The organism is Flavobacterium cellulosilyticum, assembly GCF_004349355.1.
GTDB lineage: Bacteria > Bacteroidota > Bacteroidia > Flavobacteriales > Flavobacteriaceae > Flavobacterium > Flavobacterium cellulosilyticum.
Map to the genome: position 1 here is coordinate 646284 of NZ_SMFK01000001.1, position 16234 is coordinate 662517.

Annotated in this window: 14 protein-coding genes; 1 reads left to right on the forward strand and 13 read right to left on the reverse strand. The window is 32.3% G+C overall.

What is annotated here, in order from left to right; genetic code table 11:
• Window positions 1-34: 34 nt before the first annotated feature.
• The gene (locus tag E0F76_RS02445; protein WP_132000902.1) at window positions 35-3760 is read right to left on the reverse strand and encodes a T9SS sorting signal type C domain-containing protein; all 3726 of its coding nucleotides are present in this window, start codon (window positions 3758-3760) and stop codon (window positions 35-37) included.
• Between the two features lie 246 nt (window positions 3761-4006).
• Here E0F76_RS02445 and E0F76_RS02450 point away from each other — a divergent pair, with 246 nt between their 5' ends.
• Complete coding sequence (locus tag E0F76_RS02450) at window positions 4007-4489, forward strand: regulatory protein RecX (RefSeq protein ID WP_132000904.1); 483 nt, start codon at window positions 4007-4009, stop codon at window positions 4487-4489.
• A 411-nt stretch (window positions 4490-4900) separates the two neighbouring features.
• Here the strand turns inward: E0F76_RS02450 and atpG are convergent, their stop codons facing one another.
• The 12 genes from atpG to E0F76_RS02510 form a co-directional block, all read right to left on the reverse strand.
• Window positions 4901-5761 (reverse strand): ATP synthase F1 subunit gamma, encoded by an 861-nt coding sequence (atpG, locus tag E0F76_RS02455; RefSeq protein WP_132000906.1) that lies wholly within the window; start codon window positions 5759-5761, stop codon window positions 4901-4903.
• An 85-nt stretch (window positions 5762-5846) separates the two neighbouring features.
• Window positions 5847-7424, reverse strand: a complete 1578-nt coding sequence (gene atpA / locus E0F76_RS02460) for a F0F1 ATP synthase subunit alpha (protein ID WP_132000908.1) — start codon at window positions 7422-7424, stop codon at window positions 5847-5849.
• A 16-nt stretch (window positions 7425-7440) separates the two neighbouring features.
• On the reverse strand, window positions 7441-7974 hold the full coding sequence (gene atpH, locus E0F76_RS02465) for an ATP synthase F1 subunit delta (protein ID WP_132000910.1): 534 nt from the start codon (window positions 7972-7974) through the stop codon (window positions 7441-7443).
• Between the two features lies 1 nt (window position 7975).
• Window positions 7976-8476 (reverse strand): F0F1 ATP synthase subunit B, encoded by a 501-nt coding sequence (locus tag E0F76_RS02470; RefSeq protein WP_132000912.1) that lies wholly within the window; start codon window positions 8474-8476, stop codon window positions 7976-7978.
• 84 nt (window positions 8477-8560) lie between these two features.
• The gene (gene atpE / locus E0F76_RS02475) at window positions 8561-8752 is read right to left on the reverse strand and encodes an ATP synthase F0 subunit C (protein WP_073367797.1); all 192 of its coding nucleotides are present in this window, start codon (window positions 8750-8752) and stop codon (window positions 8561-8563) included.
• Between the two features lie 102 nt (window positions 8753-8854).
• Window positions 8855-9988 carry a F0F1 ATP synthase subunit A gene (atpB, locus tag E0F76_RS02480; RefSeq protein ID WP_132000914.1) on the reverse strand — a complete coding sequence of 378 codons (1134 nt, stop codon included), beginning with the start codon at window positions 9986-9988 and terminating at the stop codon, window positions 8855-8857.
• 117 nt (window positions 9989-10105) lie between these two features.
• Window positions 10106-10504, reverse strand: coding sequence for a hypothetical protein (locus E0F76_RS02485; RefSeq protein ID WP_132000916.1), 399 nt, complete (start codon window positions 10502-10504; stop codon window positions 10106-10108).
• Window positions 10505-10512: 8 nt separating this feature from the next.
• Window positions 10513-10746, reverse strand: coding sequence for an AtpZ/AtpI family protein (locus E0F76_RS02490; RefSeq protein WP_132000918.1), 234 nt, complete (start codon window positions 10744-10746; stop codon window positions 10513-10515).
• On the reverse strand, window positions 10709-11119 hold the full coding sequence (locus E0F76_RS02495; protein WP_132000920.1) for a bactofilin family protein: 411 nt from the start codon (window positions 11117-11119) through the stop codon (window positions 10709-10711). The genes E0F76_RS02490 and E0F76_RS02495 overlap by 38 nt, the downstream gene beginning before the upstream one ends.
• Window positions 11120-11124: 5 nt before the next feature.
• Window positions 11125-13926 carry a type IX secretion system periplasmic lipoprotein PorW/SprE gene (gene porW, locus E0F76_RS02500; RefSeq protein WP_246021957.1) on the reverse strand — a complete coding sequence of 934 codons (2802 nt, stop codon included), beginning with the start codon at window positions 13924-13926 and terminating at the stop codon, window positions 11125-11127.
• 68 nt (window positions 13927-13994) lie between these two features.
• Window positions 13995-14690, reverse strand: coding sequence for an ABC transporter ATP-binding protein (locus tag E0F76_RS02505; RefSeq protein WP_132000922.1), 696 nt, complete (start codon window positions 14688-14690; stop codon window positions 13995-13997).
• 61 nt (window positions 14691-14751) lie between these two features.
• Complete coding sequence (locus E0F76_RS02510; protein ID WP_132000924.1) at window positions 14752-16215, reverse strand: DUF5687 family protein; 1464 nt, start codon at window positions 16213-16215, stop codon at window positions 14752-14754.
• Window positions 16216-16234 lie beyond the last annotated feature (19 nt).

Consider the following 16234-nt stretch of genomic DNA (forward strand, 5'->3'; position numbering starts at 1 on the left):
CATAGTTATTTATCATTCGATTTAAAGTAAAATGCTAAAAAATTATTTTATTGGTTACTATTTTTCCATTTAATAAGCTCGTTTTTACAATAAAAGTTTGGTGATTTGGGACTAAATTAGCTATCGACAATTCAAAATTATTTATATTGTTTTTTTGAAAAATCTGCTTTCCTAACAAGTCATAAATAGTGACTTTAATAATCGATTCAACAAAAGAGTAAATTTTTATTTGTTTGTTTTTACAGGAAACTAAAACTTTGTTTTCTGTAAAATTTAAATCAGAAGACCCTAAAGTTTTTTCAGGACTTTTATATTTTAAAATAAAACGATCGTTAAAAGTTCCAGTAACAGTACTAAATGTATAATTTCCATTTTTTAAGTCGAAAACAGTGTTTGTTAATTTGTCCTCAATAAATACCGCTTGATTGATAAATGAGTCATCAACTTGACCAATGTTTATTGTAAAATTACCGTCTATTGTCGTTCTATATCCTAAAGGAACTTCATCATTTTCCTCAAAGGGTAATGATCGTCCTTGAATTACCAAATTTTTGTTTGTGTTTATAGAATAAAAATCTAAAAATTCATTGCCATCAAAACTTTCTCCATCAAAGCGCTCGTCATATTCATTGGTGGCATCTGTAATGTATCCAATTAATATTTGTTTGAACGCTCCTTGCGTATTAGTTAAGTTTAACCAAATACGCTTTTTTTCGATTGTTTTAATGATTTTAGGATTTCTAGTTTTGAAAAATTGTCCATTTACTATTGAACCATCTAACAAAGTTGTTCCTCCTGCTAAACGCATCCTATTATTAAATACAATTGAACTACCAGAAAGAGTAGTTTTACTTGAACCAAAAAAGCCTTGTCCAACAGCTATTGAGCCGTTTGGAATAGTATTATTATTAATTCCTGTATTGCCACTTGGAGCTGCACTGGTATTGGAACCTAAATCTGGTAGAGAAGCACCAACACCACCTGTCGCATTATAAGTTGCATAATCATCATTAGAATATGCAATAACCCCACTGCCTGGATTTGATACATTGGTACCTATTTTTGTATTATGAGTCCAGAAATAAATTGTGCCATTCAAAACACCAGCATTGGCTGCTAAAAACAAATCTGCACTTATAGCCGATGGATAAGGATTACCCAAAAGATACGATTTATCTGAAATAATTGAAGTAATTAATAGATTCCCATTATTAGGTTCCCCAACAAAAGAAGCCTCGTAAATACCTAGAGGAGCTGGTATCGGTGGAGAAATTATTGGTTCAGGGCCGCGAACAATATAACCTATGCCATTTGTCATAACTGTTGCTGCTGATTCTTGTTGCCAATTTTCTAAAATCGAATTAAAAGAATAATACTTGTCTGAAAGCGTTTTGTTTTGAGAAACCCCACCTAGAGTGTACCCTTTAACAGGAGAAGACCAATAGGTGTAATCCGTATTTCGAATGGAGGCATATCGCTTATAGATTATATTCCCTGTGTTTGCTCCAATAAAAGTATTTTTTTGTACCAAACTTGAAGAATCTTCGAAGATTAATGAGCCTGGCGAAGTGACAGTTAGTTTTCCATCTAATATTAAATTGTTTCCAGAAGGGATCGTAACGATACCCGAAGTCACAGTACAAGAGCAAGCTAAAATATCAGCAGTCGAGGTATAATTAGCATTAAACTCTATATTTTCTGTACTAATTGGTGATGTACTATTAGACCAAACCGAACCATTCCAAACATTATTTGCGCTTTTTAAAGTAACACTTCTAGTTGATGAAATACATCCTGATAAATTTTTAATAATTACATTATAATTCCCAACTACCAATCCAGATTTAATATTACTTATCTGATAACTAAGTCCGTTATCGAAGCTGTATGTATCGCTTGACGTTTGAACAGTAACGGTTATTGTGCCAAAAGCTGAATTACATGTGGGCTGTATTACATTAACTGATGGAGTAAGTAACAATGGTTGAAAGGTAATCAATCGGGTTCGGGATGTACTACTCACATTACAATCGGCACCTGATGAATGAAAAGTAACAAATACTCTATATTCTCCAGATTCTGAAGGCGTACCGTTTAATATTTTTAATGTTGCAGTAGTAGCTCCTGTAAAATGAACCCCATCGACAACATCATTCCACGACCCAAAAGCTACCGAGCTTTTCCATTTATATGAAACAACATATCCTGGAGATGGTGTCGAAGTAGAAACCGTATAAGTATAACCTGTGCCATAACATTGAGTAACTGTTGTACTTCCTGTTACTCCTGTAATTTCATTCACCAAAAGTGTTGCTGCCGTTGAGGTTACACTACAACCACTACTATTATTAACAATAACTTGATATAATGTCCCACTAGGTGACTGTGCACTTCCTACATTATCTACTTTAATCTCACCTATTGATGGATAGGATATATTTCCTTCAACAGGAATTGTGATAAAATTCGAATCTAAAGGTTTTTTCCGTTGCCAAGTAAAAGTTAGCCCTGTTCCTGATGCAACAGCTTTAAACTTTACAGATGCACCTTCGCAATCTAACTGGCTTATCGGTTGTGTAGTTATTGTTAGAGCTGATGCATTAACTGTCAAGATACCATAATTTCCATTTTTTGTACATGTTGTTGGAGATCCAGCTGTAATTTTAGCCCTATATTTAAAATTATTCATTAAAATATCAACACCAATTATTGTAAGATTGGATGTTGTTACTCCACTATAAATCAACCCATTTGTTAAATTCACCCAGCCAGAACCATTAGTATTAACCTGCCATTGATAGGTAGGAGTAGTACCAGAAGTTGAAACAGTAAAAACAACATTAGATCCAGAACAAACAGTAGCATTTGATATATTATTAACAATAAATGTACAGTCTCCTCCATATATCACTGTATTAACAATACCTATTAATTCTGCAGTTTCTCCTGAAGGAAAAGTACCTGGAATGACATTATTATTTATACTTGTCGGGGTAATATCTACAGTGGCATATGGATCTAAAGCATAAATAATACCCGCTCCAGCTTGTCCAGAAATATCGAATTTACCTATTATGTCGCCACCCACAATCACATTACCATTGTTTTGTAATGATGAAGTAGATGGAGTAATTAAATTACCTCTTATTAATACATCACTTTTGTAAAAAATAGTTTCTCCATAATTAGTATAATTTCCATAAACTATCACTGTAGATTTATCGCTTCCGGATCCCAATGAAAACATTCCTCCACTGTTTACTGTAAAATTACCTAAGACAGTTTCGCTTCCTACTTTGAAAACCAAACCACTATTTACATTCAAAGTAGCGCCATTGTTTACAATTACACTTCTCATAACTGCACTTACATTTAATGTTACAGTAGTCCCATCAGAAATTAAAACATCATCCTTAGATGTAGGAACAACTTGAGCCTTATATAAAATGTCAGTATTATTTGAATTAGCATTTGCAACTAATGTCAATGACGTATTACTCGCAATATTTGCAACGGTTCCAATCGTATTTCCTCCTGAAGTTATAAGTATGCTTCCAACCGCCAATTCTGTTAAAAAAGAAGTCCCAGCACCGCTAATATTTATAGTTGTGGTAGATGTTGTAATTGTACCAGTCATTGAAACTGAAGCCCAAGTTAATGCTGAAGCCCAATTGCCTGAAGTGGTACTAGTGATAGTTGAACCAAAACTAACTGTTTCAAGGAAAAATAAAAAAAACGAAAGTTGTAATATTTTGTACATAAATTTATTTGTGCTAAATAATAAATTTTCCCTAAGTCATTTAATATCAATATAAAAAGGATTTAAAACAAAGAAATAACACATTATCAATAGCATAAAATAAAAACGATAATCTGCACAATAATCTGTTATACTACTTATTGTAAACCATTGTTGTTTAGGTATTTATAATAATAAATAAAAAACTTACATTTGTCTAAACAATGGCAATAGTGTTTTGTATTAAAATTATGATAATATTCATTTATGAAAAAAGTTTCAACTTTTAAAGAAGCCCAAAAAAAGATAGAACATTTCTGTGCCTATCAAGAGCGTTGCCACGAAGAAGTGGTTTCAAAGTTAAGAAGTATGAATATGACAACAGATGAGATAGATCAAATAATGGTTCATTTAATCACCGACAATTTTCTAAATGAAGAACGATTTGCCTGCAGTTTTGCTAGAGGAAAACATCGCATCAAACATTGGGGGAAAATCAGGATTATAAATGAATTAAAGTTCAAAAAAATATCACAAACATTAATTACAATTGCACTCCAAGAAATCAAACCTGAGGAATATGCAACTACATTTCATGCTCTGTCTGAAAGACATTGGGAAACTATTCGAGAAATCAATATTTTAAAAAAAAGGAAGAAATTTTGTGACTATCTGCTTCGGAAAGGTTTTGAAAGCAATTTGATTTTCGAAAAAGTGAAAGAATTGGAAGCTTCAATAAGTTCAAATTAATAGTATTAGAATTAGTTGTTAGCAATTAAACTTATTAAGATGCTATAAAAAATTCTCTGCATATTTATATTCAGTAAAAGTTTGACCATAAAGACTAGTTTGTAATTTTATTTGGAACATTAAGGTTTTTAACTAACTAAGGTTTAAAACACGCTTATTTCTAGCCTACTCAACATGTGATTTCCATTTCAAATTACCTGAATGCAAAAACTAATTGTCTTGAACTAATTCCGAAAAAATTAGTACCTATTCATTTTGAAGTCGTTTTTATAAAAAGAAACTTTAACAATAGAAAATAATGATGTAAATAAAAGCTATAAACAGCAATGAAGCCAGCAATATTTGCTGGCTTCATTGTTTTATTTACAAATCTAAATTCGATATAATCTGCATTCAAAAATCTGCGATCGACTATCCTTTCAAAGCTTCAGCTCCACCAACGATTTCTAAAATCTCGTTAGTAATCGCAGCTTGACGTGCTTTGTTGTATGTTAATTTCAATTGATCTCTCAATTCGGTTGCGTTGTCTGTTGCTTTGTGCATGGCAGTCATACGCGCTCCGTGTTCAGAAGCAAATGAATCTCTAATTCCTTTATATAATTGTGTTTTCAATGATTTTGGAATCAAAGTCAATACAATTTCTTCCTTAGAAGGTTCAAAGATATAATCTCCAGTTGAAGCTGGTTTATCTGTTTTAATCGCTGCTAACGGTAAAAACTGTTCTACTTGAACGATTTGTGTTGCCGCATTTTTAAATTGGTTGTAAACCAATTCAATTTTGTCATACTCACCAGTAACAAATTTTTGAGTCAATGTTTCCGCAATTACAGTAACATTATCAAATGTTAAATGATCAAAAACCTGACTTTGATTGTCTACTACTGATAAAGTTTTCGTTAGAATATCGTTTCCTTTTTTACCAATGGCAAAAACGTCTACTTGTTTTCCTGTGTAATATTCAGCACGGTTTTTAACTTCTTTAATTACATTACTATTGAAAGCACCACACAATCCTCTGTTTGAAGTAATAGCAACAACTAATACTTTTTTAACTTCGCGTTGTGTTGTGTATTCTCCACCAGCATCACCATCAAGAGTTGCTGAAAGATTTTGAAGTAATTCCGTTAGTTTTTCGGCATAAGGTCGCATTGCTGTAATGGCATCTTGTGCTTTTTTTAGCTTTGCAGCAGAAACCATTTTCATTGCCGATGTAATTTGCATCGTAGATGAAACGGAAGTAATTCTATTACGGATTTCCTTTAAATTTGCCATTGTAAATAGTTGTTGGTTGTTAGTTGTTGGTTGATAGTTAATTGGATAATTCCAACAACCATCAACCAACAACCATCAACTAATATTAGTTATATTTCGCTGAAACTTCTTTTGCTGCTGCTTCTAACACATCTGTGATTTCGTCAGTCAGTTTACCTGCTTTCAATGCATCAAGAGTTGCTCTGTTTTTGTTGTTTAAGTATTCTAAGTAATCTTTTTCGAATTCTTTTACTTTAGTAACAGGAACATTTCTCAACAAGTTTTTAGAACCTGCATAGATAATGGCAGTTTGGTCTTCAACAGTATAAGGGTCATTAAGATTTTGTTTTAAAATCTCTACGTTTCTTTTTCCTTTTTCAATTACGTTCAAAGTTACAGCATCTAAATCAGAACCAAATTTAGCAAAAGCTTCTAATTCACGGTATTGCGCTTGATCTAATTTTAAAGTACCTGCTACTTTCTTCATAGATTTAATTTGTGCATTACCTCCAACACGAGATACCGAAATACCTACGTTAATCGCTGGACGAACTCCTGAGTTAAACAAATCTCCATCCAAGAAAATCTGACCATCAGTAATCGAAATTACGTTTGTTGGGATGTATGCAGAAACGTCACCAGCTTGAGTTTCGATAATTGGTAAAGCAGTCAAAGAACCACCACCTTTTACGATACCTTTTAATGAATCTGGTAAATCGTTCATGTTTTTAGCAATTCCATCATCAGCAATTACTTTACAAGCTCTTTCTAATAAACGAGAGTGTAAGTAAAAAACGTCTCCAGGATATGCCTCACGTCCCGGTGGTCTTCTTAATAAAAGAGAAACCTCACGGTAAGCAACAGCTTGTTTAGATAAATCATCATAAACAATTAAAGCTGGACGACCTGAATCTCTAAAATATTCTCCAATTGCAGCTCCGGCCATAGGCGCATAAACTTGCATCGGAGCTGGATCAGAAGCATTTGCAGCAACAATAACGGTATACGCCATTGCACCTTTTTCTTCTAACATTTTAGCAATTCCTGCTACAGTAGACGCTTTTTGTCCAATTGCAACATAGATACAAAATACAGGTTTTCCTGCATCGTAAAATTCTTTTTGATTTAAGATAGTATCGATACAAACAGTTGATTTACCTGTTTGACGGTCACCAATAACTAGTTCACGTTGTCCACGACCTACAGGAATCATTGCATCTACTGCTTTGATACCAGTTTGTAATGGCTCAGTAACTGGTTGACGGAAGATAACTCCAGGAGCTTTTCTTTCTAAAGGCATTTCGAATAATTCACCTGTAATTGGTCCTTTACCATCAATTGGAAAACCAAGAGTGTTTACTACACGACCTACAATTCCTTCTCCAGTTTTTAGAGAAGCAATACGTTGTGTTCTTTTTGCAGTTGAACCTTCTTTGATTCCTGTAGATGGTCCTAAAAGTACCACACCCACATTGTCTTCTTCTAAATTCAAAACGATACCTTCTAGTCCGTTATCAAATTCTACAAGTTCACCATATTGAACATTAGAAAGTCCGTAAACACGAGCAATTCCATCTCCAACTTGAAGTACAGAACCTACTTCTTCTAATGTAGCACCAGATTCAAAACCTTCTACTTGCTTTTTTAATATTGCTGAAATCTCAGCAGGTTTAATTTCCGCCATAATTATGTATAAATAACTAGTTACTTAATTCTCTCTTTAATACTTGTAATCTATTAGCAACAGAAGCATTGTATTGCTTGTCGCCTATTCTTAATATAAACCCTCCAATAATAGCAGGATCTACTGTGTTTTCAATTGTAATTTTCTTGTTTGAAAATGTTGCTATTTTTGCTAAAACTTTAGCTTCTAACGCCGCATCCATAGGAATTGCTGTAGTAACTTTTGCTACTTCAACACCTTTCATAACATCAAACAATTTATTGTATTCTACTGCAATAGCACCCAAGATTTCAAATCTTTTGTTTTCCAGTACTAATTGAAATAGACTTTTAGTTATTGGATTTACAGAAGCAAAAACTTCAGAAACAACATTATTCTTTACATCCGTTTTTGTAAGCGGATTTTGTATAAAAGAACTTAATTCTGTATTTCCTTCTATTGTGTTTGCAATCAATGCCATATCAGCACTCACTTCAGAAGCCACTTTTTTGGAGACGGCTATTTCTAAAATAGCTTTTGCGTAACGAATTGCTGCTCTTGTACTTGACATATTAGTTTAATTTAGCGTCCCCTAACATTTTTTCCACCAATTTCACTTGAGCTTCTTTGTTAGACAATTCGTCTTTTAATAATTTTTCGGCAATTTCAAGTGACAAAGTAGAAACCTGAAGTTTCAATTCTGCCATAGCTGCATTTTTTTCACTTTCGATAGCAGCTTTAGCTTGTTCGATCATTTTTAGACCTTGAGCTTGCGCTTCATTTTTTGCGTCAGCAACCATTTTATCTTTCATTTCACGAGCATCTTTTAATAAAGAATCACGTTCCATTCTTGCTTCTTGCAAAATACGTTGATTATCGTTTTGAAGGTTTTGCATTTCTTTTCTAGCATTGTCAGCAGAAAGTAACGCATTTTTTATTCCTTCTTCTCTTTCGTTAACGGCATCAAGAATTGGTTTCCAAGCAAATTTTTTCAATAAGAAAATCAATCCTACAAAAATTATTGTTTGCCAGATAAACAATCCAAACGAAAAATCATTTATTAACTTTTCCATAGTATATTTTTAATTGTATTCTTTATAATTTAATTTTAGAAACAAAAGCTGCAACCAACCGTTACAGCTTTTTGTTTTGAAGAATTATACAGCAAATAAAGCTGCAAATCCAATACCTTCAATAAGCGCAGCTGCAATAAGCATAGCTGTTTGAATTTTTCCAGTAGCTTCTGGTTGACGAGCGATTGCATCCATTGCAGAACCACCGATTCTACCAATACCAATACCTGCTCCAATAACTACTAATCCTGCTCCAACGATTTTAGGAATTTCCATAAAAATATGTATTAAAAATTAAACATTCAATTTGATTGTAGATTTGTGATTTTAGAGTTTAGATTCGTGAAAATCTGAAGTCTGAAATCTAAAATCTAAATTTTAGTGCGCTTCTTCATGATGATGCTCTTCTACTGCTGAACCGAAGTACAAAGCAGAAAGCATCGTGAAAATATACGCTTGCAACAAGGCAACTAATATTTCGATAATTGAAATAGCGAATGACAACATAAATGACAAGCTACTTCCTAACCAACTTTTGAAAATAAATATCAATCCAATTAAACTCATCAAAACCACGTGTCCTGCAAAAATATTTGCGTACAAACGTATCATTAATGCGAATGGCTTAATAAATACTCCCAATAATTCTATAGGTGCCAGAATAATTTTCATTGGAGTTGGTACACCTGGCATCCAGAATATGTGTCCCCAATAATTTTTATTTGCTGTAAAAGTTGTGATTACAAATGTAATTACTGCTAATCCAAAAGTAATAGCAATATTACCCGTTACGTTGATTCCTAGCGGAGTCAATCCGAAGATATTCAAGAACCAAACAAAGAAAAAGATGGTCAATAAATAACTCATGTATTTTTTATAGTGTTTTTCGCCAATGTTTGGAATTGCAATTTCGTCACGAATGTAAATTACAATTGGTTCAAAAAGTCTACCTACACCTGAGGAGATTCCACCGTTTTTTGCATACGATTTTGCTAAACCTGCAAACAATAAAAACATTAACAAAGCCACAACCATAATAGTCAAAACTCCTTTAGTTATAGATAAATCTATTGGTTGAAAGTTTATTGGATGACCGTGCGCTTCTGTTAAAGTCCCAGCAGCATCTGTTTTATATATTTTTTCGTGGTGTATTACGTAATAGTTCCCATTAGACTCGGCAACAGCTTCTCCGTGTTCGAATTTAGAAGAAGAAAAAAATTGAACCCCATTATCCCAAAGAATGATTGGTAATGGAAAACCAATATGTTCACCTTCATATTCTAAAAGAGAAAATTCGTGACCATCAAGAACGTGGTGACCAATAACTTCTTTAATTTGTTCCTTAATCTCTGATGACTCGTCTGATGATTCAGCCGAAGCTTCGTGTGCAACAGCAGTTGTTTCAGTTTGTGAAGTAGTGTTTTCCGAAGGGTTATTTGCAAAACCTAATATTGGAAGACAGGCTATTAAAATCGCTATTATAAATTGAAGTGGTTTGTTTGAAATCACCATAACTGTTAATTATCTTAATTTTTAGTTTCTGAAATTGGGTGCAAAGGTACATTTTAAATTAATATGCTAAAAGCATTAAATAAAAAAATTTGATAGAATTGTCATTTTGAAGCATAATTACTGCTTATTATTTAGAAATCGTATAGTTATAACCGTTTCTATTGTTAGAAATAAGGCGAAAACAATGAAGAAATTTATTTTTTCGAATCCTAGGTTTAAATTTTTTGATTCTGAAATGGCGGCTAAAACTGCGTATGAAAGTCCCATTTTAATTAAAGTTGCCCAAATAAAGCCAAATCCAACACTATCAATGTTCTTATCTTTTACCTTAATTAACGCAAAAACAATCAAAATAGAACATATTAGAAAAAATCCATAAATAGTTTCTAATGAAAAATGAAAATCTTGAAATTTTGAATTACTAGCGTTTAGCCAAAAAATTACTTTATGCAACAAATAAACTAGAACCGATATAAATATTGTTTCTAAAATAGGTTGGTACTTTTTAGTATTCATCTCGATTTTTAGGAGTTTTTATTAATGTCTTTTAGCTGTCTGTTGATGTTATAAAAAGCGAGTGCTACACCAACAAGGGTTAAAATTTTGACAAATATATTATGCGGATTAGTATACTTATCATCTAACCAATTTCCAAAGTATGAAAACAGAAAAATGATCGCGCCCATTTGTATGGGAATATTAATAAATGCAAGCCATTTATTATTGGTTTGTTTGTTCGGTTTTTGATGGTCCGTCATTTGTAATCTTGTTATTTAGATTTGATTTCATCATACAAGAAGCACTAAAATCAGCTCCTGGATCAACGGATAATTTACCCACAATTACTTCCCCTTGAATACTTGCTTTCGACTTCACATTCAATATTTCTGTAACTTGCATTTTGCCGATAAATTTTCCTTCAATATCTGCATTATTACAAACTATGTCTCCGACGACACTTCCTGCAGGTCCAATTACAATTTTTGCTTTCGATTGAAAGTTGCCAATTAATTCTCCATCCAATCGAAAATCAGCATGAGATACAATATCTCCTTTAATAACGGTTCCTTCAACAATTCTATTTGTCTTTCCGAGAAGTTCTGTATATGATTTTGCGTTTTTTTCAAACATAATTTCTACTTTGGGGGTGAATTAGGATTTTGATTTTCTTCCAAACTCTGCTGGTATCCTGAAGATGGTTTTGTTCTTAAAGGCTTTTTTGAAATTTGATCTGCTGGTTTTGGATTTAAAGGCTGTTTAACTTCCGTTTGAACAGGAACAACGGCTGTTTTTGACATTGTCAAATATTCCTCTAAATTTTTCTTAATTTGGACTACACTGTAATTTTCATTTGTAATTACAATTGCTGGTTCAGAAATTTTATATTTCTTTTCATCTTGTAATACATAAGAAATGTTTTTAGCCTCATTTTCTGATTTTAATCCTTGAAGAACTACTAAATTTTCTTTTTCTGAATAAACATCGATTGAATAAGTTAGCAATCCAACATTTTCACTTGCTATTAGTTTCTTAATTTTTTCTTCCAGTACCTTCGTGTTTTTGCTGTCATTGACATCGATTTTATAAAGAATTTTCCATTTTTTCGTGTCGGTCATGGTAAAAACTCTTTTTTCTAATAAGGGTATTTGAGTCGTCAAAATTTCTTGTGCATTTCTACCTTCATCACTAATAGGGTAATTATCTAAAACGAATTGCATTGCTTTTTTATAGTCTTCTAGTCCTCTTAGTTTTCCTATTGTATTGGCTTTTAATAATTCAAATTTAGGTGCTATTTCATCTCCTGTAAAATCTATGATCAAGGTATCTATTTTTTCTAATACCAATCTGAACTGTTCGTCTTGATACAATTGATACCATTTATTATACACCGCTTCAGTAGTCTCAATTGATTCTGTTTTTGGATCTGTATTGTTTATAATAAGTGCATAACGAGAATCCGGATATTGACTAGAAATACGTTGTTTCATATCTTCTGCCTTTGCAATATCTGTAATTTGATAAATTTTATACAAATTATACATCGAAGGAAGCACTAGCTTTTGTTCCGGGTTTTGCACCAATAATTTCTCTAATTTATTGCTTGCCAATTCATATTCTTTGAACTTTTCTTTGTAAATAATCCCAAGTTGGTAATAGGCTAAATTGCGTTCTTTGGCAATTTCATCAACCTCTAATTGTGTTTTAGGCAGTTGTTTTATATAAAATTCGCTTGTGTATTGTTCCGGTGTTTCCTTCTCTACTACCTTTTCTTCTACCTTTTCTTCTGAAGTAGTTTCGTTTATATTGTTTGTAACCACTTCTTCAACAGCATCAGCACTTGTCGTTGACAATCTCCAATTGCTTCCTAAAGTTCTTTTTCCCCATCTTTTTTTAAATTCAGATTTACCATAAGCTACAGTTGCTGGATTGTAAAAATAGAATGTGTTTGCAGTTACATTTCCAGAAACAACGTTGATTGATGGCGGCGCTAAAGATTGTTTTTTTGGTGGCATTCCCGCCTTTTGAACTATTGCAGCTGGATCATCAGAAGAAGTTAAATTATTTCTGACTATATTTTCAAGGATTTGTTTTTGTTTTTCTTCTAAAATTTTCTTTTTTTCATCTTCCTTTTTTAATTTTTCGATATAATTTTCAAAATACAATACCCTGTTTTCGTCTGACATACCAACAACATTTAAAATACTGTCATTTATCTTAGCAATAGATTCATATTCTATTACTTCGTCTAAATCTTTTCTAACTTTATTGATGTGAATGTATTCTCTAGTTTTAACTTGGAGTTTAACCAATGTACTGTCATAATATTTTGCCGCTACGGCATAATCTGTGTTTTTAAAATGCATGTTTCCTATATTCCTGTAATTTGAAGCAACCAAATACGGATCCGAGGATGCTTTTTTTAGTGAAGCATTATAAAATTTTGAGGCTAATTTTTGATCATTAGTTTTATCATAAAAAACACCCATTTCATAATAAATTACACCTAGAAAAGGTCTGTTTTCACGATCTGCAGCTAACTTTTCAAACGTTTTCACAAAAGACATTTTGTCTCCTTTTTCGTAATCAAACAATTGTGCTTTTTTGGCATAAGCCTGAATAGTAAATAATCTTTCTGCTTTTCGATTCATATCAATAACAGATTGATAGAATATATTAGCGCTGTCTTTTTTTCCTAATTCTTGATACAATTGCCCAAGAATAAACCGATATCTTGCTTTTTCTGAGTTTACTTTGGTGAAGATTTCGGCAATTTTTAATTTAGAAATAGCACTATCTTTTTCTTCTAAGTTTAAAAAAGATTCGGCCAAAAGTGCATTTGCGTCTGCACTATTTTGTTTTTTAATTCTTTTATCATCAAGGAGTTTGCTGATGTTTTTGATTACTTGAACATCGTTTCCTAATCGCATATTGGTTTTCTCACGCCAAATTTTAGCTTGATATATTTTATCACTATTGGAATATTTATATAATATATAATTAAAAGCGTCTAAAGCTGGAATAAATCTTTGGTCATAATACCTCGCTTTACCGAGCAGTAAATAGGCTTCGTCCATTTGACTGTTTTTTTCACTCCCATTAATATTCATGGAGTGTTTTTGAATTGCCTTAGTTGCTTTAGCTTCCGCAAGTTCAAAATTTGTATTTTTATTTTTTATATCAGCATCATCACTAATTTGCATTCGCTCAATAGGCAATATTTTCCAAAAATTATCTTTGGTGTTTAATTTAATATCTTCAATTCCTTTTTCTAGAGCAATTTGACCATTGTAATCAATATTGTATTTTGTACTGAGTGCATGTGATTTTCTGGCAAGAAAAGTATCTTTATGAGTAGAACAGGCTGCCACAATAATTAAAAAAACTATTGCGAAAAAGGATGTAAGTGTCTTGGTTTTCAATGGGAAACTGTTTATCATTTAACTTTTAAAAGTACATTTTAGTATAATGACTGGTAAAAATACGTTTCTTTTTGAAATATCGAAATTTAAACTGCAAAAAACGTTTCCAATTCCTGTAAGGTTTCTTTTGATGTTTGAATATCCTTTACCACTACCCCATTATTTAATGCAACAATCCTATTGCAAACCTCCACAGTATGTTGCAAATCATGGCTTGAAACTAGAATGGTCACCTTTGGATTTTCGGAAAGATTTTTGATTATTTTTTTTAATCGGCTAACGGTTGTAGGGTCTAAATTAGCAAAGGGTTCATCAAGAACAATTACTTCTGGATTACCTATAAGAGTGGCAATAATCCCCACTTTTTTTTGGTTCCCTTTGGATAAATCCCTCAGGTATTTTTTGTTTTTTAAAATTTCACCATTAAAAAATTCCTCGTGTTTGGCTAAAAGAGCATCAACATCGGACTTGTTTTGATTGCGTAAATCACCAATGAAATAGAAATATTCTTCGGCGGTGAGATAGCCTATCAGGAAGCTTTCGTCTAGGAAAGAAGACGTAAATGGTTTCCAATTTTCGGAATTATTAACCTGAACCTCGTTGTTCATTATATTCCCAGTTGAAGGTTGAATTAAATCCAATAACAAGCTGAAAAACGTGGTTTTTCCTGCTCCATTGTTACCTACCAAACCAAAACTTTGTCCTTTGGGAATTTCTAATGCATCTATTTTTAAAACCGTAGTTCCGTTGTAAGTTTTTGAAAGATTACGTACTTGTATCATCTTTATTTTAGAATTATGATTTTAGATTTTTTATTCGTAGAAACGTTGCATTGCAACGTCTCTACGATTTTTGTTTGTATGCCGCTATGGTTTTGTATTTCTCGGTTTTGTATATTTTTTCAATTTTAGTAAAAACCTTATCTCTCAATGCAAAACCTAAAATTCCTGCAACTGCTACAAATACAAGCCCTAAATTTGGATTTAGCAAAAAAGTCCCCAACCAATACAGTAAAATTGGCAGTACTAATTTAGGAAGTGTTATGAGCATCGTGCTAGAATTAAATGCCTTTTTATCTCCAAAAGCGCCTTTGCTCATCGTTAAATCTATAGGTGTTTTTGTATAAGCACCCGACAATAAAACCAAATGAGAATTGACACCAATATTGTAAATGGCTCCAACTACAATGGTGAGATACACTTGCCAACCATAAAACAAATAAAAAGAGGCTAAAATCGTCGAGATAAATGTCGCGATAACCACAAGCCACCATTTTGAACTCAAATAGTTTTTATACGAAATATTTTGAGACATCATTAATTGGTAATAGGAACTGTCCCAACTAGGCACAAATTGACCAAAAGTGAACATAAACCCACCTGAAACAAATATTCCGGCTAAAATTCGCATCATTTCAGGTTGATGGGAATTCGAATTGAAAAAGAGTAGTCCGTAAAATAAAAACACAAAACTCATTAAAACGGTTGTCCGCGAGCGTTTGTTCCTTTTGATAAGTTTAATATCATTCTTTAAAAAAGTTCCCAAAGTCCCAAACTGATTCAGCCAAGTTAGATTTTCGGTTGTGGCGATTTCGTGTTTTGGCGAAAGCCCTGCATCGAGATATAAATTGTTTTTCAGGTAGTTAAACGTATAATAATACAAGCTTATTAAGAAAAAAACTGGAATTAAAAACAGTCCTTTTGTGTGAAACAATCCATCAAAAAACACAGCAGTGTAGGTTGTTATATTAAAAAAATGATAATAATGAAGTCCGGCAATAATCAACACAATTCCAATGAAAAAGGCAAAGATATTGTCTTTATTGGTCAAAATAATATTCAAGAAATTATTAGTGTAAACAAGTGAAATCATAGCTAAATGCCAAAAAATAACATTCATAATATCGTATCCTTCAATTAGTAAAACAATTGTAAAAGGCAGAAAGAAAAAAATATGAAGAATATTAAAAACCGATAAGACTGTTTTACCAAGGGAGAAATTAACTATTGTATGTCTTTTAAAAGGCAAAGCTAGCAAAGGTCTAATATTCATTACTGGTATTTTTTGCAATAACAAACGAATGGCCAAATCTATTAAAAAATAGTAAATCAAATAAGTATTGACTTCATGCAAAGGATCCAAATTCATTTCTTTTATTCCATAAAACGCTCCAATTCCTAACATTAATAGAAGGAAGGCGTATAAAACTGCTAAAAAACCCAATAGGATTTTTAGCGCCAAATTACTGGAGAAAGAAGCAGATCGAATAAAAGATTTCCATTCGAGATAAAGAAATTTTTTAATCATAATGAATAGAATTTTCCAT